Source organism: Streptomyces lateritius (assembly GCF_014649715.1).
Lineage (GTDB): Bacteria > Actinomycetota > Actinomycetes > Streptomycetales > Streptomycetaceae > Streptomyces > Streptomyces lateritius.
Window position 1 is genome coordinate 268,688 of record NZ_BMTO01000009.1, and the last position, 23,964, is coordinate 292,651.

Genomic DNA, 23,964 nt, shown 5'->3' on the forward strand with positions numbered 1-23,964 from the left:
GGGGACGGCGGCCGGCGGAGGAGGTCACTCCCGGCGGCTCCGGTTGCCAGGCCGGTTGGCCACCCAGGTCAGGATCGTGTCCGCGTACCAGTAGGGCTTGCCCGACTCGAAGTGGTCGGGCGTCGGCAGGAGGCCGTGCTTCCGATAGGAGCGGACCGTGTCCGGCTGCACCTTGATGTGAGCGGCAATGTCCTTGTACGACCAGAGCCTTCTGTCCGTCATGCGGGGCACCTCCCTGCGCGCCTCGCAGCGGCGGCGGGGGTGCCGTTCGGGGGAGCTGCGGGGACGAGCGCTGGCGATCACTGAGCCTGTGCCCGTTTGAACGACGCTTCGTGACGGCAGGAGAGCGGCTGTCGAGTGGCTGTGACAGAAAGCCCGCGTAATGGAGATATGTGTGACCACAGGGGGACGGACGTGACGTAACTGCCGCATACTCGCCACGCCGCGCCCGTGGGGCGCCTAAGCCCCGCAGGAGCGGAGGAAACGGCGGGTGCGGACCGCGATCGGATACGGCCGGTCCGGGTCGCAGGGGTACATGTCCTGCTCGACGATGGCGAACAGTTCCACGCCCAGGGCCTGAGCCGCCGCCAGGACCGGTTCCAGGGCGGGGACACCGGAGGGCGGTTCGCACATCACGCCCCGCGCGACGGCGGGACCGAACGGCACCTCGTCGGCGACGACCCCGGCCAGGATCTCGGGGTCGACCTGCTTGAGGTGGAGGTAGCCGATCCGCTCGCCGTAGGTCTCGATCAGCTTGACGCTGTCGCCGCCGCAGTAGGCGTAGTGCCCGGTGTCCAGGCAGAGCGACACCAGCTCCGGATCGGTGGCGTCCAGGAACCGGGCGACGTTCTCCTCGCTGTCGACATGGGTGTCCGCGTGCGGATGGACGACGATCCGCAGCCCGTAGCGCTCGCGCACCTCCCGGCCCAGACGCTCGGTCAGACCGGTGAGATCGCGCCACTGTCCGGCGGTGAGATCGCGGTCCTCCAGGACCGCGCCGGTCTTGTCGTCCCGCCAGAAGGAAGGGATGACGACCAGGTGCTCCGCTCCCATGGCCTGGGCCAGGGCGGCGTTGTCGGCGACATGGGCCCAGGTCTTCTCCCACACGGCCGGGCCGTGGTGCAGCCCGGTGAAGACGGTTCCGGCGGAGACCTTCAGACCCCGGCGGCCGGTCTCCTCGGCCAGCACGGCCGGATCGGTGGGCAGATAGCCGTACGGGCCGAGTTCGATCCACGTGTAGCCCGCCCCGGCGACCTCGTCGAGGAAGCGCTGCCAGGGGACCTGCCGGGGATCGTCGGCGAACCAGACTCCCCAGGAGTCCGGGGCGGAGCCGATACGGATACGGGACAGAGGCGACGGCTTCGTCATGCGGCCACCTTGACCGGGCCCGGATCGACGCGTCAAGACGCTCGTCCGAATGTAAGGACATAGCGTTGACAGGGTTCGGGACGGACGGATAGACCTGGGTCCGGGGCCGAGGCGAGCCGGGCGAGAGGTGACGTGCATGGAGACGGAGCCGGGGACGGAGCCGTACGACCTGATCACGATGGGGCGCATCGGCGTGGATCTGTACCCGCTCCAGGTCGGGGTGGCCCTGCCCCAGGTCGAGAGCTTCGGGAAGTTCCTGGGCGGGTCGCCCTCGAACGTGGCCGTGGCGGCGGCGCGGCTCGGCCGCCGTACGGCCGTCGTCACCCGCACCGGCGCCGACCCCTTCGGCGCCTATCTGCACCGGGAACTGCGGGCGTTCGGCGTCGACGACCGGTGGGTCTCCGCCGTCGAGGCGTACCCCACGCCCGTCACCTTCTGCGAGATCTTCCCGCCCGACGACTTCCCCCTCTACTTCTACCGGCAGCCCCGCGCCCCCGACCTGGAGATCCACCCGCATGAGCTGGACCTGGCGGCGATCCGCGCGGCGCGCGCGTTCTGGGTGACGGGGACGGGGCTGAGCGCCGAGCCCAGCCGGACGTCGACGCTCGGGGCGCTGCGGGAGCGGGGTCGCGAGGGACTCACCGTCCTCGACCTGGACTGGCGCCCCATGCTCTGGCCCGACCCCCGCGAGGCCCCTGCGCTCTACCGGGCCGCCCTGGCCCACGCCACTGTCGCCGTCGGCAACCTCGAGGAGTGCGAGGTCGCCACCGGCGAGCGGGAGCCGTACGCCGCCGCCCGCGCGCTGCTCGCCGCCGGGGTCCGGCTCGCCGTCGTCAAACAGGGCCCCAAAGGGGTGCTCGCGATGAACGCCGCCGGCGAGAGCGCGGAGGCGGAGCCGCTGCCCGTGGAGGTGGTCAACGGCCTCGGCGCCGGTGACGCGTTCGGCGGGGCGCTGTGCCACGGGCTGCTCGCCGGCTGGGACCTGGACCGTACGATCCGGGCCGCGAACGCCGCGGGTGCCATCGTCGCCGGCCGCCTCGCCTGCTCGCCCGCGATGCCGTACGCGGACGAGATCGGCCTGGCCCTCGCGAGAGGCACCGGCTCGATCCCGGAGCGCACGCCATGACCGACGACGTGACCGACGACTTCGCCCCCGACGAGGACCTGGCGAACGCCGGGTCCGCCACCCCGGGCCCTCCCTCCGCCCCGGACGACGGGACCGCGCCGCCCGAAGGCCCCCACGTCGAAGTTCCGTACGCCGTCGCCGCGGCCCCCCGCCCCCACCCGGCCCGCCGCACGTCGTCCACCCACATCGACGCCGACGCCGACGCCGACGCCGACGCCGACATCGACGTCGGCGTAGACGTGGACCGGCTCGTACGGATTCGCGCGCACCATCCGGAAGCCGTCGCCGAAGCAGCCGCGCGGCGGCGGACCCGCCCGTTGTTCCGGGAGCGCGACCGGCTGCTGATCGTCGCCGCCGACCACCCCGCCCGCGGGGCGCTGTCCGTCGGTGACCGGCCGTACGCCATGGCCAACCGCGCCGATCTGCTCGGCCGGCTCTGCCTGGCGCTGTCCCGGCCCGGCGTCGACGGAGTCCTCGCCTCCGCCGACATCCTCGACGACCTGCTCCTCCTCGGCGCCCTCGACGACCGCCTCGCCGTCGGCTCCCTGAACCGTGGCGGACTCGCCGGGGCCGCGTTCGAGCTCGACGACCGCTTCACCGGCCACCGGCCCCAGGACCTCGCCCGTCTCGGGTTCGACGCCGGCAAACTCCTCCTGCGGATCGACCCGGAAGACCCCGGTTCCCTCGCCACCCTCCACTCCGCCGCCCGCGCCGTCGACGAGATGGCGGGCCTGCGGCTGCCCCTCTTCGTCGAGCCCTTCCACTGCCGCCGCGACGCCGCAGGACGGCTCCACAACGACCTGTCCGCCGAAGCCGTCATCACCTCCCTCGCCGTCGCCTCCGGCCTCGGCGGCACCTCCGCCTACACCTGGCTCAAGGTCCCGGTCACCGAGCACCCTGACGACATGGCCCGCGTCATGGAGACCACCACCCTGCCCGCCGTCCTCCTCGGCGGGGACCCGGGCACCGGCCCGGACGCGCAGGACCTGGCGTACGAGAAATGGCGCGGCGCGCTGCGCCTGCCCACCGTCCGGGGCCTGGTCGTCGGACGCTCCCTGCTCTATCCGCCCGACGGGGATGTGGCCGGAGCCGTCGATACGGCGGCAGGTCTGCTGTAAGAAGGGGTAAGTCACCGACCATGAACTCCTTGCACCTGCCCGCCGGGACCGCCTCCCACGGGCCGTACGCCCTCCACCTCGACCCCGAACGGGCCGGCTGGAGGTACGCGGCACTGAGCGTCCTCGAACTCCGCCCGGGGGACACCCACCTCCTGGACTCCGGCGACAGCGAATGGATCGTGCTTCCGCTCACCGGCGGCTGTACGGTTCAGATCGACGGCGAGGTTTTCCAACTCCTGGGCCGCGACAGTGTGTTCGGCGGAGTGACCGACTTCGCGTACGTGCCCCGCGACGCCCGGGCCCAGATCGCCTCCGGTGCGGGAGGCCGCTTCGCTTTGGCAGGAGCGAAGTGCGAGCGACGACTCCCCGCTCGCTACGGCCCCGCGCCGGAGGTACCCGTCGAAGCCCGCGGCAGCGGCGACCAGGCCCGGCAGGTGCGGAACTTCGCCGCCGCCGACGTCTTCGACTGCGACCGGCTGATCGCCGTCGAGGTCGTCACCCCCGGCGGCAACTGGTCCTCCTACCCGCCCCACAAGCACGACGAGCACCGCCCCGGCGCGGAGTCCGAACTGGAGGAGATCTACTACTACGAGATCCAGGACGCCGGCCTTGGCTACCAGCGGATCTCCCCCTCCCGTCCGGGCGGCGCCGATCTCCTCGCGGAGGTCCGCACCGGTGACGCCGTCCTCGTGCCCGACGGCTGGCACGGCCCCTCGATCGCCCAGCCGGGCCACGCCATGTACTACCTGAACGTGATGGCGGGGCAGGGGCCGGAGCGCGAGTGGAAGATCTGCTTCCACCCCGACCACACGGAGGGATACCGATGACCCGGCTGACGGTCGCCCAGGCACTGGTGCGGTTCCTCGCCGCCCAGCACACCGAACGCGACGGCGCGCGCCGCCGGTTGATCGGCGCGACCTGGGGCATCTTCGGTCACGGCAACGTCGCCGGGATCGGCCAGGCCCTGGTCGAGTACGCCGACGAGATGCCGTACCACCAGGGGCGCAACGAACAGGCCATGGTCCACGCGGCCGTCGGCTACGCGCGCCAGTCGAACCGGCTCTCCACGCACGCCGTGACCACGTCCATCGGCCCCGGCGCCACCAATCTGGTCACCGGCGCCGCCCTCGCCACGATCAACCACCTGCCGGTGCTGCTCCTGCCCGGCGACACCTTCGCGACCCGCCCCGCCGACCCCGTGCTCCAGCAGTTGGAGGTCCCGTACGCGGGCGAGGTGTCCGTCAACGACTGCCTGCGGCCGGTCTCCCGGTACTTCGACCGGATCAGCCGCCCCGAGGCGCTGATCCCCGCCGCGCTCGCCGCGATGCGGGTCCTCACCGACCCCGTCGAGACCGGGGCGGTCACGCTCGCCCTGCCGCAGGATGTGCAGGCACAGGCGTACGACTGGCCGGAGGAGTTCTTCCGCGAGCGGGTCTGGCGGGTGCGCAGGCCGCGTCCCGACACGGCCGAACTGGACGCGGCCGTACGGGCGATCAGGACAGCCACCCGCCCCCTCGTCGTCGCGGGCGGCGGAGTGAAGTACAGCGGCGCCGAGGCCGCGCTCCGCACGCTCGCCGAGCGGGCCCGTATCCCCGTCGCGTCCACCCAGGCCGGCAAGGGAGCCCTTCCGTACGACCACCCCTGCGACGTCGGCGGCATCGGCCACACCGGCACCGCCACCGCCGACGCGCTCGCCGCCACCTGCGATCTCGTCATCGGCGTCGGCACCCGCTACACCGACTTCACCACCGCTTCCGGAACCCTCTTCCCCGAGGGCGTCCGGTTCGTGAACCTGAACATCGCCGGATTCGACGCCCACAAACTGGGCGCGCTGCCGCTCGTCGCCGACGCCCGCGAGGGTCTCACCGCACTGACCGAGGCGCTCGACGGCAACGGCGTCGACGGATACCGCACGGACAACCTCTCCTGGGTGTTCTCCAAGGAGGAATGGCAGGAGCGGACCGCCGCCGCCTACGCCGCACCGGACGAGGACGCCCGCCCCACACAGCCACAGGTCCTCGGCGTACTCGACACTCTGATCGACGCCGACGACATCCTGATCAACGCGGCAGGATCGCTCCCCGGGGACCTCCACAAGCTCTGGCGGACCCGGTCCTCGGACCAGTACCACGTCGAGTACGGGTACTCCTGCATGGGATACGAGATCCCGGCCGCGATCGGTGTCGCGCTCGCCGCGCCGGGGCGGCCGGTCTGGGCGCTCGTCGGCGACGGTACGTATCTGATGAACCCCACCGAGATCGTCACCGCCGTCCAGGAGGGGCTGCCGATCAAGGTGGTCATCCTGCAGAACCACGGGTACGCCTCCATCGGAGGGCTCTCCGAGTCCGTCGGCGGTGAGGGGTACGGCACCGCCTACCGCCACCGGGCCCCCGACGGCACGTTCACGGGAGCGCCCCTCCCCGTCGACCTGGCCGCCAACGCGGCCTCCCTCGGGATGCGGGTCCTGACCGCCCGTACCGTACGTGACCTGCGAGAAGCCCTCGCGCATGCCCGCTCCTCGACCGTTCCCACATGTGTCTATGCCGAGACCGAAACGGCAGACACAGTGTCGGGCGCGCCCCCTGCCCAGGCGTGGTGGGATGTGCCCGTGGCCGAGACCGCGACCCGCTCGTCGGCGGTCAAGGCCCGGGAGGAGTACGACCGGCACGTCACCGCCCGACGCCGCCACCTGTAACAGCCAGAAGGAGCATGTCGTCATGACGAAGACCGTCAACCACTGGATCGGTGGCAAGACCGTCGAGGGCACGTCGGGCAACTGGGGCCCGGTCACCGACCCGGCCACCGGCGCCGTGACCACGCGGGTGGCCCTCGCCTCGGTGGAGGAGGTCGACGCGGCCGTCGCCGCCGCCAAGACCGCGTACCAGACCTGGGGCACGGCGTCGCTGGCCCAGCGCACCACGATCCTGTTCAAGTTCCGGGCCCTGCTCGACGCCAACCGCGACGCGATCGCCGAGCTGATCACCGCCGAGCACGGCAAGGTCCACTCGGACGCGCTGGGCGAGGTCGCCCGCGGTCTGGAGATCGTCGACCTCGCCTGCGGCATCACCACCCAGCTGAAGGGCGAGCTCTCCACCCAGGTGTCGAACCGGGTGGACGTGGCCGCGATCCGCCAGCCGGTCGGCGTCGTCGCCGGCATCACGCCGTTCAACTTCCCGGCCATGGTGCCGATGTGGATGTTCCCGATCGCCATCGCGTGCGGGAACACCTTCGTCCTCAAGCCGAGCGAGAAGGACCCCTCCGCCTCGCTGAAGATCGCCGAGCTGCTCGCCGAGGCCGGGCTGCCGGACGGCGTCTTCAACGTCCTGCACGGTGACAAGGTGGCCGTCGACCGGCTCCTGGAGCACCCGGACGTCTCGGCGATCTCCTTCGTCGGCTCGACCCCGATCGCCCGCCACATCCACGCCACCGCCTCCGCCCACGGCAAGCGCGTCCAGGCGCTCGGCGGCGCGAAGAACCACATGCTGGTGCTGCCCGACGCGGACCTGGACGCGGCGGCGGACGCGGCGGTCTCGGCGGCGTACGGCTCGGCCGGCGAGCGCTGCATGGCGATCTCCGCGGTCGTCGCGGTCGGCTCCATCGCGGACGAGCTCGTGGAGAAGATCCGCGAGCGCGCCGAGAAGATCAAGATCGGCCCCGGCGACGACCCGACCTCCGAGATGGGCCCGCTGATCACGGCCGTCCACCGCGACAAGGTCGCCTCGTACGTGAAGGGCGCGGCGGCCGAGGGCTGCGAGGTGGTCCTCGACGGCACGGACTACACGGTCGACGGCTATGAGAACGGCCACTGGATCGGCCTCTCGCTCCTGGACCGGGTGCCGACCTCGGCGAAGGCGTACCAGGACGAGATCTTCGGCCCGGTGCTGTGCGTGCTGCGCACGGAGACGTACGAGGAGGGTGTCGCCCTCATCAACGCGTCGCCGTTCGGCAACGGCACAGCGATCTTCACGCGCGACGGCGGCGCGGCCCGCCGCTTCCAGATGGAGATCGAGGCGGGCATGGTCGGCGTGAACGTGCCGATCCCGGTCCCGGTGGGTTACCACTCCTTCGGCGGCTGGAAGGACTCCCTCTTCGGAGACCACCACATCTACGGCAACGACGGCGTGCACTTCTACACCCGCGGCAAGGTCGTCACCACCCGCTGGCCGGACCCCTCGGAGACCCCGGCGGGCGTGGACCTGGGCTTCCCCCGCAACCACTGACGCCATCCACGCGTAGGCGACCCCCGCCGGCCCGGCCGACGGGGGTCTCTGCTCACCGCCGAGGCCGTGAATCCCCAGGCGGTCGTGGTGCGGGGCGGAAGACGACAGCGGTGCCCAGAGCGGCGTCGGCCGGGACGAACATGTCGCCGGACGGCGTCTCGCGCAGGGGGAGACCGTTGCCGCGCAGCAGGTCGCGGGTGACGGCGAGGTCGCGTACCGCGACGGTGCAGCCGACGAGCGCCGGGAGCGCGGCGGGCCGCTCGCCCGGCAGGAACGCCGCGAGCCCGGACGCGGGCACGAGAGTCAGGGCGGCGCCCTCGAGATCGAAGACCTGAGCCGGGCCTTCCTGCCGCGCCGGCCTGCCGAGATACGTCCCGTAGCGCTGCTGAACTGCGGCCAGTTCCCGGTCGGCCACGCAGAGGATCGCCTCGACGAGTCCGACGGCGCCGTTGGGGTGGTCGAGGTCGCGGGAGCCTTGGACGTCCGCGTCCATGTCGGCGACGACGCCCACCCGTCCCTCTGCGACCGCGCCCGGTCTGTCGCCGGGCGCGTCACCGTCGATCTCCAGATATCGGACGGTCTCCACCGGGACCTTCGCGCCGTGGGGTGCGGCCCGCCGCACCGTGTTGACCCCGCCGTGGCGGACGCCGGCGGCGGTCAGTCGCGCGGCTGCCTCGTCGATGGCGGGCGAGGAGAACATGAGGATGTGCAGTCCCTCGAAGCGGTCCAGGCACGCCGCCAGGTTGGCGCTGGTCTCGCCGATCCGTTCCACGAGCACGGGCAGCACCTCGGCCGGCGCTTCCAGGGGGACGAGACGTGCATCGGCGGGCAGACCGCGGCTTGTGTCGCCGTCCTCCACGCAGGTCGCGAGTTCGAGGAAGGAACTCGGGAAGTCCGCGTGGGTGTTGGCGGCACCGAAGGGTTCGGGCGCCGCGCCCTCCTGTCGGGGCATCGCGGGACAACTGGGCGGTGGCACGACGAAGCCCAGCCGCTCGTACAGACTGATCGCCTGTGCCATGTCCTCGACGATGTGGCCGACGTGGTGCAGGCGGGCGATGTCGTGACCCATGGCCGCCACCGTAGGGAGGCCTCGTCCGCCGGTCAACGGATCCCAGCGGTGCCATGGCTTCCATAACCAGTGGCCTCAGGGGCGCGCGACCGCGCAGGCTGGGGGCATGTCTGTTGTGTCGATGCCGCCGAAGTATCAGATCCGGGCCCTCTACGGCGAGGGGACGGTGACCGTCTATCAGGCGTACGACCCCTCGATCGGGCTCCCGGCCGGGCGGGACGGGCGGTTTCCGGGGACGTGGAAGCGAGGGCGGATGACCTGGGTCAAGCCGTCGTTCCTGTGGATGATGTACCGCTGCGGGTGGGGGCTGAAGGAGGGGCAGCAGACGGTTCTCGCGGTCGAGATCAGCCGTGAGGGTTTCGAGTGGGCGTTGCGGAACGCCTGCCTCTCGCACCATGTGCGCGGCTTCCATGCCGATCAGGCCGCCTGGAAGCGGGAGTTGCGGGAGGCTCCGGCGCGGGTGCAGTGGGATCCCGAGCGGGATCTGCGGCTCGGTGCGCTGCCGTACCGGTCGCTTCAGCTCGGGCTCGCGGGCGAGGCGGCCCGGCGGTACGCGGACGAGTGGATCGTCGGGATCCGGGACGTCACGCCGCTCGCGCACGAGATCCACGCGCTGGTGCGGGCCGGCCGGCTGGACGAGGCCGAGGCGCGGTTGCCCGAGGAGCGGCCGTACCCGGCCGGTGCGGAGCTCCTCGGGCGGTTGGTGGCGTAGCCCGGCCGGTGCGGAAGCTAGAAGACCGAGTGCAGCAGCTTGTTCGGGGAGCCCGTCCTCGGGTCCTGCACCTTGCCGCTCGTGGCGTTGTTCACCAGGGCGTCGCGGACCTGCGCCGGGCTCGCCGTCGGGTTCGCCGACAGGTAGAGGGCGGCCACGCCCGCCGTGTGCGGGGTCGCCATCGACGTGCCCGAGATGGTGTTCGTCGCCGTGTCGTTGTCCTTCCACGCCGAGGTGACGGAGACACCCGGGGCGAAGAGGTCGACGCACGTGCCGTAGTTGGAGAACGACGCCCGCTTGTCGGCCGAGTCGGTCGCGCCGACCGTGATCGCCGCCGGGACGCGGGCCGGCGAGTAGTTGCACGCGTTCGCGGGCCAGCCCAGGATGTTGCCGTTGCCCGCCGCGACCGCGTAGCTGACGCCGGACGCGATGGAACGCTTCACCGCGTCGTCCAGCGAGGTGTTCACCCCGCCGCCAAGGCTCATGTTGGCCACGGCCGGCTTGACCGCGTTGGCCGTCACCCAGTCCACGCCGGCGATGACGCCGGCCGTCGTACCGGACCCGGTGCAGTCCAGGACTCGTACCGCCACCAGCTTCGCGGCCTTGGCGACGCCGTACTTCGCGCCGCCGACCGTGCCCGCCACATGGGTGCCGTGGCCCTGGCAGTCCTGGCCGTTCTGGCCGCCGCCGACCGTGTCCGTGCCGACCGTCGCCCGGCCGCCGAACTCGCTGTGGGAGGTGCGGATGCCGGTGTCGATGATGTAGGCGGTGACGTTGGAGGCCGTCCTGCTGTACGTGTACGTCGTCGACAGCGGCAGGTCCCGCTGGTCGACCCGGTCCAGGCCCCAGGTCGCGCCGGGCTGGGTCTCGGCGACGCGGACGGTCGCGTTCTGCTCGACGTACGCCACGCGCGGGTCGGCGGCCAGCGAGGCGGCCTTCGCCCGGGACATCGTGGTCGAGAAGCCCTTGAGAGCCGTGCGGTACACGTGCTTGGGGGTGACGCCGAGGTCGGTGGCGTGCGTCGAGCCGTCCTTGAGGACGACGATCCAGCTGTTCTCGACGGCGAGCGAGGCGGGGGCGAGCCGGAGGTCGCCGGCGGGAGCGCCGGCCTGGGCGGTGGGGGCGCCCTGGGCGGTGGGAGAGGCGGCGAACTGCAGGCCGGCGGCGAGCGCGAGGACGGGGACGAGCGCTCCGACGCGGCGGGATATTCGGGTCATGTGGTGGGGCACCTGAACCTTTCGTTGTCCGGGTTACCGGCAAGTACGGGCGTGCGTGGTGCCAAAGGTTCCCGCGTTGACATGTGTCGTACAAGAGGGCGACAGGTCCCCTCACCGGTCCTTCACGTCGAACTCCCACGTCAGCATGGTGAACACACCGTCGTCGCGGGCCCCCGCCGCCCGGTATGTCGCGAGGGCCGGCCCGTTGTCCGTGTCCACGCCCACCCACGCGTCGTAGCAGCCGCGCGCCCGCGACTCGGCCAGCAGAGCCTCGGTCAGCGCCCGCCCGACGCCCTGCCGTCGGTACGCCTCGTCCACCGACAACTCGTACAGGCACATCTCCACGCCCTTGTCGGGGTGGAGCATCTCGATGCCGCTCACCAGGCCCGCCGGGAAGCCGTCCGCCGTCCCGTCCTCGGCGTACGCGATCAGCATCAGATGGCCCGGCGCCGCCAGGAACCGCTCCGCCCACGCGGCACGCGGCGGATGGTCGTAGAGATGCTCCGCCGCCATCAGCTCAGCCACCGTCGTCGCCCGCCTGATCTCCAATGCCCGCTCTCCTTCTCGGCCTCGGTTCGCCTCCCGGCGCCTTCAGCGTGCGGCGACGGCCGAACTCCCCCCATGCCCTGCGGCGTGGGAGGTGCCCCCGCTCGCCGGCTCGTTCCTCGCCGCCACCGGGCGCTCTCCGTTTCGACGCCCACGGCGCCCTTCGGCTCACTCGCCACGGTCTGGGACACATGTACCGCGTCTGGTGTACGGGACGGTACTGCGTACGCCTCCGGGAGGTCCGGGACTTCCGCCCCTGGGCAGCGGTGGTCCACCGGCGGGGCGCCTAGGCTCGGGAGCATGCCATTCCGACTTCCCCGGTGGGCCGCGGTCACCGCCGCCCTCGCCGTGCTCGCGGGCGCCGGCACCTGGACCGCCGTCGCCACGGACGAACCCCCGCCCGTGCACCGCGCGGACCAGGTGCTCGACATGCCCGGGGCACGGATCGACACCTCCTACTTCACCGACGGCGGCGGTGGCCGCCGGCCCGCCGTCCTCCTCGGGCACGGCTTCGGCGGCTCCAAGGACGACGTCCGGGCCCAGGCCGAGAAGCTCGCCCGCGACGGATACGCCGTGCTGACCTGGTCCGCGCGCGGATTCGGCGCCTCCACCGGGCGGATCGGACTCAACGACCCCGACCACGAGGTCAAGGACGTCCAGAAGCTGATCGACTGGCTCGCGAAGCGCCCCGAGGTCCAGCTCGACAAGGCCGGCGACCCGCGCGTCGGCGTCACCGGCGCCTCCTACGGCGGCGCCGCCGCGCTGCTCGCCGCCGGACACGACGGCCGCGTCGACGCGATCGCCCCGCAGATCACCTACTGGAACCTCGCCGACGCGCTCTTCCCCGACGGCGTCTTCAAGAAGCTCTGGGCCGGCATCTTCTTCTCCACGGGCGCCGAGCCGGGCAAGGCCGACGGGTGCGGCCGCTTCACCCCCGAACTCTGCACCCTCTACCAGCGTGTCGCCGTCGCCGGAAAGCCCGACGCCGCCGCCCGTACCCTTCTCGAAGCCCGCAGCCCCTCCGCCGTCGGCGACCGCATCAAGGTCCCGGCCCTGATCGTCCAGGGCCAGACCGACTCCCTCTTCCCGCTCGCGCACGCCGACGCCATGGCGCGCACCATCGGCGCCGGCGGCGCGCCCGTCGCCGTCGACTGGATCGCGGGCGGCCATGACGGCGGCAACCGGGAGACCGACCGGGTCGAGGCCCGCATCAGCACCTGGTTCGACCGCCACCTCAAGCAGGACAAGGGCGCCGACACCGGACCCGGGTTCCGGGTCAGCCGCACCGGCGGAGTCGACTCCACCGACGGGCAGGCGCTGCTGCGCGGCGCGAGCGCCGACCGCTACCCCGGCCTCGCCGGTGAGGACCGGCGCACCCTCGCCCTCGGCCCCGCCCGCCCGCAGTCCTTCGCCAACCCCGCCGGGGCGGTCCCGCCCGCCATCTCCGCCGTCCCGGGTGTCGGCGGCGGACTCTCCCAGCTCTCCTCGCTCGGCGTCGGCCTCTCCCTCGACTTCCCGGGCCAGTACGCCGCCTTCGAGGCGAAGCCGCAGGCCGAACCGCTGCGGATCACCGGCTCGCCGACCGTCCGCGTCAAGGTCACCTCCGACAGCCCCGACGGCTCGGCCGTCCTCTTCGCCAAGGTGTACGACGTCGGGCCCGACGGAAGGCAGCAGGTGCTGCCCGCCCAGCTCGTCGCCCCCGTCCGGACCGAGGGCGCCAAGGCCGGGAAGTCCGTCGAACTGACCCTGCCCGCGATCGACCACGAGGTCGAGGCCGGGCACCGGCTGCGGCTCGTGCTCTCCGCCACCGATCTCGGTTACGCCTCCCCCGCGGCGCCCGCCGCCTACACCGTCGCCGTCGAGAGCGGACTCGCCGTACCGACCGCGCCCGCCGTCACCACCCAGGCCGCCGCGATGCCCTGGTGGGTGTGGGGGCTGCCGTTCATCGGTGTCCTCGTCGCCGCCGCGCTGCTGCTCACGGCGCGCCGCCGGGTCGCCGCACCCGCCCCGGACCCCGCACTGGCCGCCGTGCCCCTGCAGATCACCGGACTGACGAAGAAGTACGCCGCCTCCTCGGACCGGTATGCCGTACGGGACCTCTCCTTCCGCGTCGAGCAGGGCCAGGTCCTCGGTCTGCTCGGTCCCAACGGGGCCGGGAAGACCACCACCCTGCGGATGCTCATGGGTCTGATCACCCCCGACGGCGGAGAGATCCGGGTCTTCGGCCAGGCGATCCGCCCCGGCGCCCCGGTCCTCTCCCGGGTCGGCGCCTTCGTCGAGGGCGCGGGCTTCCTGCCGCACCTGTCCGGGCGGGACAACCTGGAGCTGTACTGGAAGGCCACCGGCCGCCCGGCCGAGGACGCGCACATCGAGGAGGCACTGGCGATCGCCGGCCTCGGCGACGCGCTCGCCCGCGCGGTCCGGACGTACTCGCAGGGCATGCGGCAGCGGCTCGCCATCGCCCAGGCCATGCTCGGCCTCCCGGACCTGCTCATCCTCGACGAGCCGACCAACGGACTCGACCCGCCACAGATCCGCGAGATGCGGGACGTGATGATCCGGTACGCGGCCGGGGGCCGGACCGTCATCGTCTCCAGCCACCTCCTCTCGGAGGTCGAACAGTCCTGCACCCACCTCGTCGTCATGGACCGCGGGCAGCTGGTCCAGGCGGGACCGGTCGCCGAGATCACCGGAGCGGGCGACGCCCTGCTGGTGACGCTCGGGGAGAGCGTTCCCGACCCGCTCGTCGAGAAGATCGGCGCGCTGCCGGGGATCGGCTCGGCGCAGCGGACCGAGGGCGGACTCCTGGTCCGCCTCGACGGCGCCGACGCCACCGCGCTGATCGGCGAACTCGTCCGCCTGGACGTACCCGTGACCGGTGTGGGCCCGCACCGGCGCCTGGAGGACGCGTTCCTCACCCTGATCGGAGGAGGATCCGCATGAGCACGACCGCGGAACTGGTGGACAGCGCCCCCGGCTACCGGGCACGCCACACCCTGCCGCTGCGCGTCGAGGCGCTGCGGCAGCTGAAGCGGCGCCGCACACTCGTCATGGGCGTGGTGCTCGCGGCCCTGCCCTTCGTCCTGATCATCGCGTTCGCCATCGGCGGCGGTCCGGACGGCGACCGGAACGGCCGGATCACGCTGATGGACACGGCGACCGCCTCGGCGGCGAACTTCGCCGCGACCTGTCTCTTCGTCTCGGCCGGATTCCTCCTCGTGGTGCCGGTGGCTCTGTTCTGCGGGGACACCGTGGCCTCGGAGGCGAGCTGGTCCTCGCTGCGCTACCTCCTGGCCGCGCCCGTGCCCCGCGCCCGGCTGCTGTGGTCCAAGCTGGCCGTGGCGCTCGGCTTCAGCGCGGCCGCGATGGTGCTGCTGCCGCTGGTGGCGCTCGCGGCGGGCGCCGTCGCCTACGGCTGGGGTCCGCTGAAACTGCCCACCGGCGGAGCCCTGCCCGCCGCCGAGACCCTGCCCCGGCTCGCGCTCGCCGTCGCCTTCATCTTCGTCTCCCAACTGGTCACCGCCGGACTGGCCTTCTGGCTCTCCACCCGGACCGACGCCCCGCTGGGCGCCGTCGGAGGGGCGGTCGGCCTGACGATCATCGGCAACGTCCTGGACGCGGTCACGGCGCTCGGCTCCTGGCGCGACTTTCTGCCGGCGCATTGGCAGTTCGCCTGGGCCGACGCGCTCCAGCCTCAACTGGAGTGGGGCGGGATGGCGAGGGGTGCGGCGGTCTCGGTGACGTACGCGCTGATCCTTTTCGCGCTCGCCTTCCGGGGCTTCGCGCGCAAGGACATCGTGTCGTAACGCCCGGGGCCGGCGACATCGGCGTCACAGCCAACCCCGTCGAGCCGCTTCCGCACCCGCGCGGAAGCGGCTTGTCGTGCCCAGGGCGTGCATCAGCTCGCCGACCCGCCGGCTGTAGGTGCGGCTCGACATGCCGAGACGGGCGGCGGCCGTCTCGTCCGTCAGCCCGGCGAGCAGGGCTTCGAGTACCGGCCGCAGCTGCGCGGGGAGTTCACGCGGCTGCGGTGCGATGGCGTCGGCGAACTCCTCGGCCGCGTCCCAACTCGTGTGGTGCGCCCGAACCAGGGCCTGGACGACGACCTGGTCGCGGATCAGCAACAGCCCGTTGTACAGCAGCTCCAGATCGAGCGGGATCGCCGCCACCGTGCGGTCGACGATGATCATCTTGAACGGGATCGAGTCCGCGAAGCGGGCCCGGCCCGGCGTCCGGACAGAGCCCGCCACATGAGGGAGTGCGTGGCGCGGCACGATCCGTCTGACCTCCGAGGCCCGTTCCACCGCGGCCCGCATGCACGCTCCCGCCAGCTCGAGGAACGGCTCGGGAATCGCCCGGCCCGCGGAGGCGGCCGGGTCGTCGAAGGTCAGCAACTCGTGCCGGGTCGAGGCCGCGAGCCCGGCCAGCGCCGCGCTGATACGGCGCGTGCCACGGACCGGGCGTCCCGGTGGCCGCTGCGCCTCGGCCACGGCCCGGTTCATCGCCGATCGGGCGAGCATCACGGAGCCCGCAGTCTCTGCCACCGCTGCCACCCCCGCCCGATCGGTGTGCCACTCCATGTACGCACGCGAATGCACACGGTGACAACCCCTGTTGAGGAGGATGGCGAGTCCATGCCACACAGGCCGGCGCGTGTCGCCGTTGCCGCATCGAGATCCATCCGCAACGCCTTCGTCTGCTCCTTCCCGGCTCCCCGCACGTCACATTCACCAGTGCCGAACGATGAGGGGGAGATGACGTGAAGCGACGACACAGGGCGCGGCTCGCGGCCGGGATCCTGGCCGCCGGGATGTTCCTGACGGGATGTGGCGGCAACTCGAACATCGAGCGCGCGTCGGACAGGGGCAGTGGCGGTGCCAGTGCCAGCGGCGGTGGCAGTGGCGGCGGAAACCACGCTCCGGACGCGCGCCCGCGCCAGGACGACGGCCCCGAGGGCGAGCAGCGGTCCCGGCCGCCGGCCCCCGACCACCTCTCCACCTTCGCCCTGGACGTGGACACCGCCTCGTACGGTTACGCCCGCCGCACCCTGGCCGACGGCCGGCTGCCGGACCCGACGACCGTACGGCCGGAGGAGTTCGTCAACAGCTTCCGGCCGGACTACCGGCGGCCCGAGGGCGACGGGTTCGGCGTGACGGTCGACGGCGCGCGCAGCGCGGACGACGGCTGGTCGCTCGTCCGGGTCGGCCTCGCCACCCGCGCCGCCGAGCGGCAGGGTCCCCGGCCGCCCGCCGCGCTGACCTTCGTCGTCGACATCTCCGGCTCGATGGCCGAACCGGGCCGGCTCGACCTGGTCAAGGAGTCCCTCGGCATCCTCACCGACGAGCTCCGCGACGACGACTCCGTCGCCCTCGTCACCTTCAGCGACCAGGCCGAGACCCGGCTGCCCATGACGAGGGTGGGGAAGAACCGCGGCCGCGTCCACGACATCGTCGACGAGCTGGCGACCACGTCCTCCACCAACGTCGAGGCCGGCGTCCGCACCGGATACGACGTGGCCGTGGAAGGCCACCGCAAGGGCGCGACCAACCGGGTCGTCCTGCTCTCCGACGCCCTTGCCAACACCGGTGACACGGAGGCGCGGTCGATCCTGAACCGGATCGACAGGGAGCGCCGTCAGTACGGCATCACCCTCTTCGGGGTGGGCGTCGGCAGCGACTACGGCGACGCGTTCATGGAGCAGCTCGCCGACAAGGGCGACGGCCACACCACGTACGTCTCCACCACCGAGCAGGCCCGCAAGGTCTTCGTGGAACAGCTGCCGGCCCACGTCGAGCTGCGTGCCCGCGACGCCAAGGCGCAGGTGGCCTTCGACCCCAAGAACGTCGAGAAGTTCCGGCTGATCGGCTACGAGAACCGGGAGGTCGCCGACGAGGACTTCCGCGACGACCGGGTCGACGGCGGCGAGGTCGGCGCCGGGCACACCGTGACCGCGCTGTACGCGGTGAAGACCCGCCCCGGCCGTACCGGCCATCTGGCCACGGCCACGGTCCGCTGGCTCGACCCGAGGACCCGCGCCCCGCACGAGCGGTCCGGGACGGTGGGGACGGCCGCGCTGACCTCCTCGGTCTGGGGCCCCGGCCACGACAGCCTGCAGCTGACCGCCATCGCCGCCTACTTCGCGGACAGGCTGCGCGGCGGGGATCTGCCGGGCGCCCCGCGGCTCTCGGAGCTGGCGCGGTACTCCACCGCGATCGCCGAGCGCTCGGGTTCGAAGGTGGTCGGGGAGCTGACGGAGGCGATCCGGCAGGCGGACCGTCTGCTCGGCCCGGACGGGAACGCGAGCCGGGACGCGGATGGGGGTGAGGCATCGGGCGATCCGTACGGCGGTTGATCCACAGCCCCTGCGCGGAGGCCATGGGCCCGCCATCATGGGCCCATGGCCACCCTGTTGCTCGCGCTCGCCGTCGGTTCCACCGGTCTCTACGCCGGCTTCATGCTGATCTTCCTGACGGGGATCATGCCCGCGCTCGCCCGGCTCGACGACGCCGCGTTCGTGGACGCGATGCGGCGGATCAACGAGTACGTGCCCAGGGCGGTGTTCCTCGTGGTGTTCCTGGGGGCCGTGGCCTTCCCGGTCGCCGCGTACTTCGTGCCGGTCGAGGAGCGCGGCGACACCCAGAAGTGGCTGGTTCTGGCCGGCCTCGTCTGCGCGGTCCTCAACCACCTGGTCACGGTGGCCGGCAACATTCCGCTCAACAACGCGCTGGCCGCCTCGGAGAGCACGGGGGAGTCCCCGGCTGCGGCCCGGGCGGCGTTCGAGAAGCGGTGGAACGCCTTCCATCTGGTCCGTACGGGGCTGATCACGGCCGCCTTCGGCCTCTTGACCGCCGCCGCCCTGAACTGAGTGAGCTATGCGGTCGGGAGGTCCGCCACCGTCGTGATCGAGGTGAAGAGGATCTCGCCGTCCTGCCGGCCCGTGACCCGGACCAGCCGCTCGGCGCTGCCGGGGTAGCCGACGGCCGGCTCGGTCTCGATCCAGCAGGGACTGTCGAACTCGGCGTACCGGTGGAAGGTCGCGTCCATCGCCACCGGCAGGACCGCCCGGCCCTCCGGCGCGAGCGTGTGGACCGCCTGGCGGGCCGCCTCCAGGAGGACCATCCCGGGTATGTGGTCGCCGGGGTGGTCGAAGAGGATCGGGTGGCGGGTGTCGACCCGCAGCCGCCAGCGGTCGTCCCGCTCGGTGGGGGAGAGCACCACGTCGAAGTCGTCGCGCCGGCCGACGCGGCGCGGCGCCACGGGAGCGGTGGGCGCCGGGGCGGCCAAGGGCTCGGCGAGCCGGTCGGCGCGCAGTCGGCGGTAGACCTCGGGGCTGGTGCAGGTGTACCGGGCGTCACCGCCGGCGATCTCCCGGCCGTTCTCGCTGAGCAGGACCTCGTAGCGCAGCCCCGTCAGCCGGCCGGCGCGGCGGCGGATGTCGGAGCAGGTGACGTCCAGGCGCAGCTCGGCCGGCGCGCCGCCGACGGGCAGCCGCGAGGGCTGCACACGGTAGTTGAGCTCCCACATGAGGAACTGGTGGCCCAGCGGCACGTCGAACCCGACGTGGGCGAGCAGCGCCCCCACCTGGCGGATCGTTTCGGCGGCCAGCATCGGGTCGTAGTGCGTCCCGCCCACCGGGCCGAAGAAGGAATGTCCCCGCGGCCACTGGGCTTTCATCGTGAAGTGAGCCTCGTCCGTACGGGACCAGTCGGCGGTCAGGAAGACCTCGGCGAGCGCGGCCCGGTGGACGTACTCACGCGGAGCCGTCGTGGTGGGCCGCACGCGGGCATCGGTGGCCGCTATGTCGGTCGGAGCGGGCGTGTGCAGCATGAGATCCCTCAACTAGGGCCCTACTCGGAAGATTCGGGCAGCTGGGCAGGGCGGAAGTTACGAACCCATGGGTCGGTTTCGCAAGTCGCCGGGTACGGTTCTGTCAGGTCGGCGAGGGGGCGGTGCGGAGCCTGATCGGTCATGTACGCGGCCAACAGCGCCTGTCAGAGGGGTAGATGTCCGACTCATGAGACCCCAGGGTTCACGAGGGGGGTGGCTTCGGGTATCTTCCAGCTGCCGGAAATCTGTACCGCCAGGTTTGTTTCTCGGGCATCCGAGACGCCGGTTCGGGCGGACGCGTCACCATTCGAGTGATTCGACCCGATGTGCCTCGGCTCGCCGACCGGCTGCCTCTTGGAGACTCCGTGGAACAACTGCGCCAGATATCCCTCGCCGCCGTCAACATCGACGGCGTGCTGCTGAACGACACGTTCAGTCCGGTGATCCACCGGTTCGTCACCAGCCGCGGCGGGCGTTACGACGCCGAGGTGGAGTGGGAGATCTTCTCCCAGCCCCAGCTCATCGCGGCCAAGGCCCTCGGCGCCGCCGCCGGACTCGACGGGAGTCCCGAGGACGTGCTGACCGCCTACTTCGAAGAGCGTGAGGCCTACCTGGCCGAGCACCCGCTGCGGCTGCTCGACGGCGCCGCCGCCCTGCTGCGGCGGTTGCGCGGGCTTGGGCTCAGGACGGTCTGCTACGGCGGGCTCGGCAAGTCCCACTTCGACCGGCACCTGGGCGAGCTGGCCCACCTCTTCGACGGCCCCGGCTACGTCTGCACCAACGACATCCGTCCCGGTCTGCACGAGATCACCACGGAGATCTTCGGCCTCCGCCACGACCAGGCCCTCTTCATCGACGACGTCGCACGCGTCGCCGAGGCCGCCAAGGAACTCGGCGTCCCCTTCATCGGCCACCCGAGCGACTTCGCGCACGGTTTCCAGGGCGAGCTGATGCGGCGAGTGGGCGTCCGCCACCTGGTGGGCTCGCTCGACGAGATCGACGAGCCCCTGCTGCGGACCCTCGACGCCGAGGCCGCGGCCGGCCGCGGCCGGAACGGCTGAGACTGCCGTGGCGTACCCCTTCGCGGGGGCGGCCCGCGCGGCCGCCGTGATCCCGACGGGCCCGACGACCTCGACGCCGCACGCAGGTGTCACCCATCCGACTACTGAGGAGACGACCATCCCATGACTGCCGACCACCGTCTGCTGACCGAGAAGGTCGCCCTGATCACCGGCGCCAGCAGCGGAATCGGGGCGGCGGCCGCCCGGGTCTTCGCCCGCGAGGGCGCCCGGGTGGTTCTCACCGCCCGCCGCGAGGACAAGCTGAAGGCCCTGGTGGCCGACCTGCGCGAGCAGGGCGCGGAGGCGGAGTACGTGGTGGCGGACATGACCCGTCGTGCGGACACCGCCGCCGCCGTGGCGCATGCCGTGGAGTCGTACGGACGGCTCGACCTGGCGTTCAACAACGCCGGGTGGGGCACGGGCCGTGAACCTCTGCACGAGATGGACGACGAGCTCTACGACCGCATCATGGACGTCAACGTGCGCGGGGTCTGGAACTGCCTGCGCGACGAGATCGCCGCGATGCTGCCGACCGGCGGCGGCGCGATCGTCAACACCAGCAGCGTCGGCGGGCTGATCGCGACCCCGGTCGCCGCCCCGTACGTCGCCGCCAAGCATGCCGTCATCGGTCTGACCAGGGCCGCCGCGGCCGAGTACGCGGCCCGGGGCATCCGCGTCAACGCCGTGGCGCCCGGCACGACCAGGACCGAGGTGGTGACCGAGTGGTTCGCCGCCGTACCGGGGATGGAGGAGGCGCTGCACGCGGCGACCCCGCAGCCGCGCACCGCCGAGCCCGAGGAGATCGCCGAGGCCGCGGCCTGGCTCTGCAGTGACCGAGCGTCGTTCGTCACCGGTGCGATCATGCCGGTGGACGGCGGCTTCACGATGGTGTGAGCCGGATGAGGCCCGGCCGAACGGCCTGCGTGCGATGTCTTGTGTCCTCTGCACGTATCCGTCCATACTTGCTGTTTTCGACCGTGAAGTGCGAGCGAGCACGGAGCGAGCGCGAGGGCCCCGCGGGGCATCGGGCTATGAGAGGGACGTGACCCCCAATGGCGAAGCAGGATCGCGCGATTCGGACGCGCCAGGCGATCTTGGAAGCGGCCGCGACCATCTTCGACGAGCGTGGTTACGAGGCCGCGAAGCTCACCGACATCCTCCAGTTGGCCCAAGTCACCAAGGGCGCGCTCTACTTCCACTTCGACTCCAAGGAGGACCTCGCGCACGCGGTGATCGACGCGCAGGTCTCGGCCGCCCCGATGCCGATGCCGCAGGTCTCCAAGATGCAGGAGTTCGTGGACATCGGCATGGTCTTCGCGCACCGGCTGACCCACGACGGGCTGCTGCGCGGCAGCGTGCGACTCACCCTGGACCAGGGCGGCCACGAGCTCAACCGCAGCGGCCCCTACCGGGAGTGGACCGAACTCAATCTTCGGGTGCTCAACGAGGCCAAGGCGTGCGGCGAACTGCTGCCGCACGCCGACCCGCAGGAGGTGGCCCCGCTCGTCGTGGGCTCCTACGCCGGCCTGAACCTGATGACCCAGGCGCTGGGCAGCAACCGGTCCGAGATGGACCGGTGGGCCTCGGCGCTCTACCGCCACATCCTGCCCAGCATCGCCGTGCCCGCCGTGCTCGCGATGCTCGACATGGAGCCCGGGCGGGGCGCCAGAGCTCTGGAGGCGGCAGGGGCCGCGGAGGCCGCCGCAGGCTGAGCGGGGCCGTTCAGACCTCTTCAGGGCCGCTCTGGAGCTTCAAACCATACCCGCCGGACGGTTTTATGCGAATGACACGAACGCGCCATCTTTTCTTCGCCTGAAATCGACCTGACAAAGCGTACCCGCAGGTCCAGATCCTGGAGTCGCGGGTACGCTTCTTTGTGCCGTTCACGGAATCTTGATGACGGCAAATCCCCTCGATCCAGGCATTTTTCCCGGTTCTTGCGGCAGGAGATTCCATACCCTACGGTTTCTTATTGACATGCCTCCGGGTCTCTTTTCTAATCATCCAGGGCCATGCCGCGCACAGACACTGAGGGGGCAAAGTGGACGTCCGCATCCTGGGGGGACTGTCGGTACGCGAGAACGGGGTGTCGGTCACGCCGACGGCCGCGGCACCGCGGCAGCTGCTCGCGCTGCTCGCGGCCAATGCGGACCAAGTGGTGCCCGTGACCGTCCTGATGGAGGAGCTGTGGCCGTCCGGGGCGCCACGCGGAGCGCGCGTCGAACTCCAGTCCCACATCCTCGATCTACGCGCCTTGATCTCCACGGCGCTGCGCGGCGCCGAGCCCCCGGACCCCGGCGCCGCCTGGCTGGAACGCCACACCGCGGAGTCCGTGCTCGTCTCGCTCCCCGGCGGTTACCGGCTCGACACCGGCGGGGGCTCCAACGACGCATGGCAGTTCGAACGGGCCGCCGGAGCCGGATACCGGGCCATGGAGGCCGGGGACCTGCAGCGCGCGGCGCGCCGCCTCCAGGAGGCGCTCGCCCTCTGGCACGGCGACCCCTACGCGGGCGTCGCGGCCGGACCTCATCTGCGCATGGAGATCGAGCGCCTGGAGGCCTCCCGGCTCAGCGCCCTCGACCAGTGGGTCGAGGCCCAGCTGCGGCTCGGCCGCCACTTCGAGATGATCTCCGACCTGGCCGAACTCGTCGCCCAGTACCGCACCAACGAGCCCCTGCACGGCCAGTTCATGGTCGCGCTGCTGCGCTGCGGCCGGCAGGACGAGGCCCTGGAGGTCTACCAGCGGCTGCGCAACGGCCTGAAGAAGGAGACGGGCATGGAGCCCTCCGCGCGGCTGCGCCGGCTTCAGCGCTCGATCCTGACCGTACGGGACGTGGCCCGCCCCGCGTTCGGCCGCCAGACGTCCGTCAGGACCCGTCTCGTACCGGCCGGCTCGGTGGTCTGACCGAGCCGGGCCCGGCGCCCCCGGTGGACAGAACGGCGGAAGAGGAGGGGCGGGACGCCCGAAGCGTCCCGCCCCTCCTCTCGTGTCGCGGCCGTCAGACGGCGGCGAGGCCCTTCTTCAGCGCCGTGGCGATCTCGACGGCACGGCGGGTCTGGAACTCGATCGCGGCGAGGTTCTCCCCTGCCACGTTGTTCGCCTCGTTCGCCGAGACACTGCTGGTGCCGTACGGGTTGCCGTTCGCCGGGGCGAACTGGACCGGGTCCGCGTAGCCGGGCGCCACGATGACCGCCCCCCAGTGGTAGAAGGTGTTGTTCAGCGCGAGCAGCGTCGACTCCTGGCCGCCGTGCGCGGTCGAGGTCGAGGTGAACGCCGAGGCGACCTTGTTGACGAGCTTGCCCTGCGCCCACAGGCCACCGGTGGTGTCGATGAACTGCTTGATCTGCGCGGCCGGCAGGCCGAAGCGGGTCGGCGTGCCGATCAGCACGACGTCCGCCCACTCCAGGTCCTCGGGCGAGGCGATCTCGATGTCACGGGTGGCCTGGACGTGCTCGGCCCACTCCGCCTTCGTGTCGATCACCGACTGCGGGGCCAGCTCCGCCACCTTCCGCAGCCGCACCTCCGCACCGGCCTTCTCCGCGGCGTTCGCGGCGGCGGTGGCCAGCGCGTGCACATTGCCGGTCGACGAGTAGTAGATGACAGCGACGTTGGTCATGACAGACCTGCTCCTTGGCTTCGGACGACGGGGGGAAGAGCGGGCCGCGGCCACGGCCTGGGCCCGTCGCGACCTTCTCCGAA

The 23,964-nt window shown here is 71.9% G+C and carries 22 protein-coding genes; 14 read left to right on the top strand and 8 right to left on the bottom strand.

The genetic code is table 11. From position 1 onward, the window contains the following. Nucleotides 1–24: 24 nt before the first annotated feature. Nucleotides 25–222, bottom strand: coding sequence for a helix-turn-helix transcriptional regulator (locus IE136_RS20405; protein ID WP_158987482.1), 198 nt, complete (start codon nt 220–222; stop codon nt 25–27). A gap of 237 nt (nt 223–459) precedes the next feature. Further along, nucleotides 460–1,368, bottom strand: a complete 909-nt coding sequence (locus IE136_RS20410) for a sugar phosphate isomerase/epimerase family protein (protein WP_158987480.1) — start codon at nt 1,366–1,368, stop codon at nt 460–462. 136 nt (nt 1,369–1,504) lie between these two features. On the opposite strand from IE136_RS20410, the gene iolC reads away from it, so the two are divergent. The 5 genes from iolC (at nt 1,505) to mmsA (ending at nt 7,832) form a co-directional block, all read left to right on the top strand. Then, entirely contained in the window at nt 1,505–2,494 is a 990-nt protein-coding gene (gene iolC, locus IE136_RS20415) for a 5-dehydro-2-deoxygluconokinase (RefSeq protein ID WP_158987478.1), read from the top strand. Nucleotides 2,495–2,733: 239 nt separating this feature from the next. Continuing rightward, nucleotides 2,734–3,612, top strand: a complete 879-nt coding sequence (locus IE136_RS20420) for a Cgl0159 family (beta/alpha)8-fold protein (protein ID WP_158994302.1) — start codon at nt 2,734–2,736, stop codon at nt 3,610–3,612. A 20-nt stretch (nt 3,613–3,632) separates the two neighbouring features. Next, entirely contained in the window at nt 3,633–4,439 is an 807-nt protein-coding gene (gene iolB / locus IE136_RS20425) for a 5-deoxy-glucuronate isomerase (RefSeq protein WP_189601036.1), read from the top strand. Continuing rightward, nucleotides 4,436–6,307: a 3D-(3,5/4)-trihydroxycyclohexane-1,2-dione acylhydrolase (decyclizing) gene (iolD, locus tag IE136_RS20430; RefSeq protein ID WP_189601037.1), complete on the top strand. Its 1,872-nt coding sequence runs from the start codon at nt 4,436–4,438 to the stop codon at nt 6,305–6,307. Before iolB ends, iolD begins: the two co-directional genes overlap by 4 nt. Nucleotides 6,308–6,329: 22 nt before the next feature. Next, the gene (gene mmsA / locus IE136_RS20435) at nt 6,330–7,832 is read left to right on the top strand and encodes a CoA-acylating methylmalonate-semialdehyde dehydrogenase (protein ID WP_158987472.1); all 1,503 of its coding nucleotides are present in this window, start codon (nt 6,330–6,332) and stop codon (nt 7,830–7,832) included. 52 nt (nt 7,833–7,884) lie between these two features. On the opposite strand, the gene IE136_RS20440 is transcribed toward mmsA, so the two are convergent. Next, nucleotides 7,885–8,901 (bottom strand): VOC family protein, encoded by a 1,017-nt coding sequence (locus IE136_RS20440; RefSeq protein ID WP_189601038.1) that lies wholly within the window; start codon nt 8,899–8,901, stop codon nt 7,885–7,887. Between the two features lie 106 nt (nt 8,902–9,007). Between IE136_RS20440 and IE136_RS20445 the strand changes: the two genes are divergently transcribed. Next, nucleotides 9,008–9,613: a DUF4291 domain-containing protein gene (locus IE136_RS20445; protein WP_158987468.1), complete on the top strand. Its 606-nt coding sequence runs from the start codon at nt 9,008–9,010 to the stop codon at nt 9,611–9,613. Between the two features lie 17 nt (nt 9,614–9,630). Here IE136_RS20445 and IE136_RS20450 read toward each other — a convergent pair whose 3' ends face one another. Together IE136_RS20450 and IE136_RS20455 are read right to left on the bottom strand one after the other, a co-directional pair. After that, nucleotides 9,631–10,830, bottom strand: a complete 1,200-nt coding sequence (locus tag IE136_RS20450) for a S8 family peptidase (RefSeq protein WP_189601039.1) — start codon at nt 10,828–10,830, stop codon at nt 9,631–9,633. Nucleotides 10,831–10,941: 111 nt separating this feature from the next. Then, nucleotides 10,942–11,379, bottom strand: a complete 438-nt coding sequence (locus tag IE136_RS20455) for a GNAT family N-acetyltransferase (protein ID WP_158987466.1) — start codon at nt 11,377–11,379, stop codon at nt 10,942–10,944. A 297-nt stretch (nt 11,380–11,676) separates the two neighbouring features. On the opposite strand from IE136_RS20455, the gene IE136_RS20460 reads away from it, so the two are divergent. Both IE136_RS20460 and IE136_RS20465 read left to right on the top strand, forming a co-directional pair. Continuing rightward, nucleotides 11,677–14,319, top strand: a complete 2,643-nt coding sequence (locus tag IE136_RS20460) for an alpha/beta fold hydrolase (RefSeq protein ID WP_189601040.1) — start codon at nt 11,677–11,679, stop codon at nt 14,317–14,319. Next, nucleotides 14,316–15,182, top strand: a complete 867-nt coding sequence (locus IE136_RS20465; protein ID WP_158987462.1) for an ABC transporter permease — start codon at nt 14,316–14,318, stop codon at nt 15,180–15,182. The genes IE136_RS20460 and IE136_RS20465 overlap by 4 nt, the downstream gene beginning before the upstream one ends. Nucleotides 15,183–15,206: 24 nt before the next feature. On the opposite strand, the gene IE136_RS20470 is transcribed toward IE136_RS20465, so the two are convergent. After that, the gene (locus tag IE136_RS20470; RefSeq protein ID WP_189601041.1) at nt 15,207–15,920 is read right to left on the bottom strand and encodes a helix-turn-helix domain-containing protein; all 714 of its coding nucleotides are present in this window, start codon (nt 15,918–15,920) and stop codon (nt 15,207–15,209) included. Nucleotides 15,921–16,186: 266 nt separating this feature from the next. Here IE136_RS20470 and IE136_RS20475 point away from each other — a divergent pair, with 266 nt between their 5' ends. Continuing rightward, a complete protein-coding gene (locus tag IE136_RS20475; RefSeq protein ID WP_189601085.1) occupies nt 16,187–17,728 on the top strand; it encodes a vWA domain-containing protein in 1,542 nt (513 codons plus the stop codon). 45 nt (nt 17,729–17,773) lie between these two features. Further along, nucleotides 17,774–18,241: an anthrone oxygenase family protein gene (locus IE136_RS20480; RefSeq protein WP_189601042.1), complete on the top strand. Its 468-nt coding sequence runs from the start codon at nt 17,774–17,776 to the stop codon at nt 18,239–18,241. A gap of 5 nt (nt 18,242–18,246) precedes the next feature. On the opposite strand, the gene IE136_RS20485 is transcribed toward IE136_RS20480, so the two are convergent. Continuing rightward, nucleotides 18,247–19,203, bottom strand: coding sequence for a ScbA/BarX family gamma-butyrolactone biosynthesis protein (locus IE136_RS20485; RefSeq protein WP_189601043.1), 957 nt, complete (start codon nt 19,201–19,203; stop codon nt 18,247–18,249). 365 nt (nt 19,204–19,568) lie between these two features. Here IE136_RS20485 and IE136_RS20490 point away from each other — a divergent pair, with 365 nt between their 5' ends. The 4 genes from IE136_RS20490 (at nt 19,569) to IE136_RS20505 (ending at nt 23,169) form a co-directional block, all read left to right on the top strand. Further along, nucleotides 19,569–20,264, top strand: a complete 696-nt coding sequence (locus tag IE136_RS20490; RefSeq protein WP_229818979.1) for an HAD family phosphatase — start codon at nt 19,569–19,571, stop codon at nt 20,262–20,264. A 123-nt stretch (nt 20,265–20,387) separates the two neighbouring features. Continuing rightward, nucleotides 20,388–21,158 (top strand): glucose 1-dehydrogenase, encoded by a 771-nt coding sequence (locus IE136_RS20495; protein WP_158987454.1) that lies wholly within the window; start codon nt 20,388–20,390, stop codon nt 21,156–21,158. A 158-nt stretch (nt 21,159–21,316) separates the two neighbouring features. Next, nucleotides 21,317–21,976, top strand: coding sequence for a ScbR family autoregulator-binding transcription factor (locus tag IE136_RS20500; RefSeq protein ID WP_162467829.1), 660 nt, complete (start codon nt 21,317–21,319; stop codon nt 21,974–21,976). Between the two features lie 329 nt (nt 21,977–22,305). Further along, nucleotides 22,306–23,169: an AfsR/SARP family transcriptional regulator gene (locus IE136_RS20505; protein ID WP_189601044.1), complete on the top strand. Its 864-nt coding sequence runs from the start codon at nt 22,306–22,308 to the stop codon at nt 23,167–23,169. A 94-nt stretch (nt 23,170–23,263) separates the two neighbouring features. Here the strand turns inward: IE136_RS20505 and wrbA are convergent, their stop codons facing one another. Continuing rightward, a complete protein-coding gene (gene wrbA, locus IE136_RS20510; protein ID WP_158987450.1) occupies nt 23,264–23,881 on the bottom strand; it encodes an NAD(P)H:quinone oxidoreductase in 618 nt (205 codons plus the stop codon). Nucleotides 23,882–23,964: the final 83 nt, after the last annotated feature.

Coding starts and splice junctions, on each gene's coding strand:
- IE136_RS20475 (WP_189601085.1), top strand. CDS start 16,187: ATGTTCCTGACGGGATGTGGCGGCAACTCGAACATCGAGCGCGCGTCG.
- IE136_RS20500 (WP_162467829.1), top strand. CDS start 21,317: ATGGCGAAGCAGGATCGCGCGATTCGGACGCGCCAGGCGATCTTGGAA.
- wrbA (WP_158987450.1), bottom strand. CDS start 23,881: ATGACCAACGTCGCTGTCATCTACTACTCGTCGACCGGCAATGTGCAC.
- iolC (WP_158987478.1), top strand. CDS start 1,505: ATGGAGACGGAGCCGGGGACGGAGCCGTACGACCTGATCACGATGGGG.
- IE136_RS20440 (WP_189601038.1), bottom strand. CDS start 8,901: ATGGGTCACGACATCGCCCGCCTGCACCACGTCGGCCACATCGTCGAG.
- mmsA (WP_158987472.1), top strand. CDS start 6,330: ATGACGAAGACCGTCAACCACTGGATCGGTGGCAAGACCGTCGAGGGC.
- IE136_RS20485 (WP_189601043.1), bottom strand. CDS start 19,203: ATGCTGCACACGCCCGCTCCGACCGACATAGCGGCCACCGATGCCCGC.
- IE136_RS20405 (WP_158987482.1), bottom strand. CDS start 222: ATGACGGACAGAAGGCTCTGGTCGTACAAGGACATTGCCGCTCACATC.
- IE136_RS20480 (WP_189601042.1), top strand. CDS start 17,774: ATGGCCACCCTGTTGCTCGCGCTCGCCGTCGGTTCCACCGGTCTCTAC.
- IE136_RS20410 (WP_158987480.1), bottom strand. CDS start 1,368: ATGACGAAGCCGTCGCCTCTGTCCCGTATCCGTATCGGCTCCGCCCCG.
- IE136_RS20445 (WP_158987468.1), top strand. CDS start 9,008: ATGTCTGTTGTGTCGATGCCGCCGAAGTATCAGATCCGGGCCCTCTAC.
- IE136_RS20465 (WP_158987462.1), top strand. CDS start 14,316: ATGAGCACGACCGCGGAACTGGTGGACAGCGCCCCCGGCTACCGGGCA.
- iolB (WP_189601036.1), top strand. CDS start 3,633: ATGAACTCCTTGCACCTGCCCGCCGGGACCGCCTCCCACGGGCCGTAC.
- iolD (WP_189601037.1), top strand. CDS start 4,436: ATGACCCGGCTGACGGTCGCCCAGGCACTGGTGCGGTTCCTCGCCGCC.
- IE136_RS20495 (WP_158987454.1), top strand. CDS start 20,388: ATGACTGCCGACCACCGTCTGCTGACCGAGAAGGTCGCCCTGATCACC.
- IE136_RS20460 (WP_189601040.1), top strand. CDS start 11,677: ATGCCATTCCGACTTCCCCGGTGGGCCGCGGTCACCGCCGCCCTCGCC.
- IE136_RS20450 (WP_189601039.1), bottom strand. CDS start 10,830: ATGACCCGAATATCCCGCCGCGTCGGAGCGCTCGTCCCCGTCCTCGCG.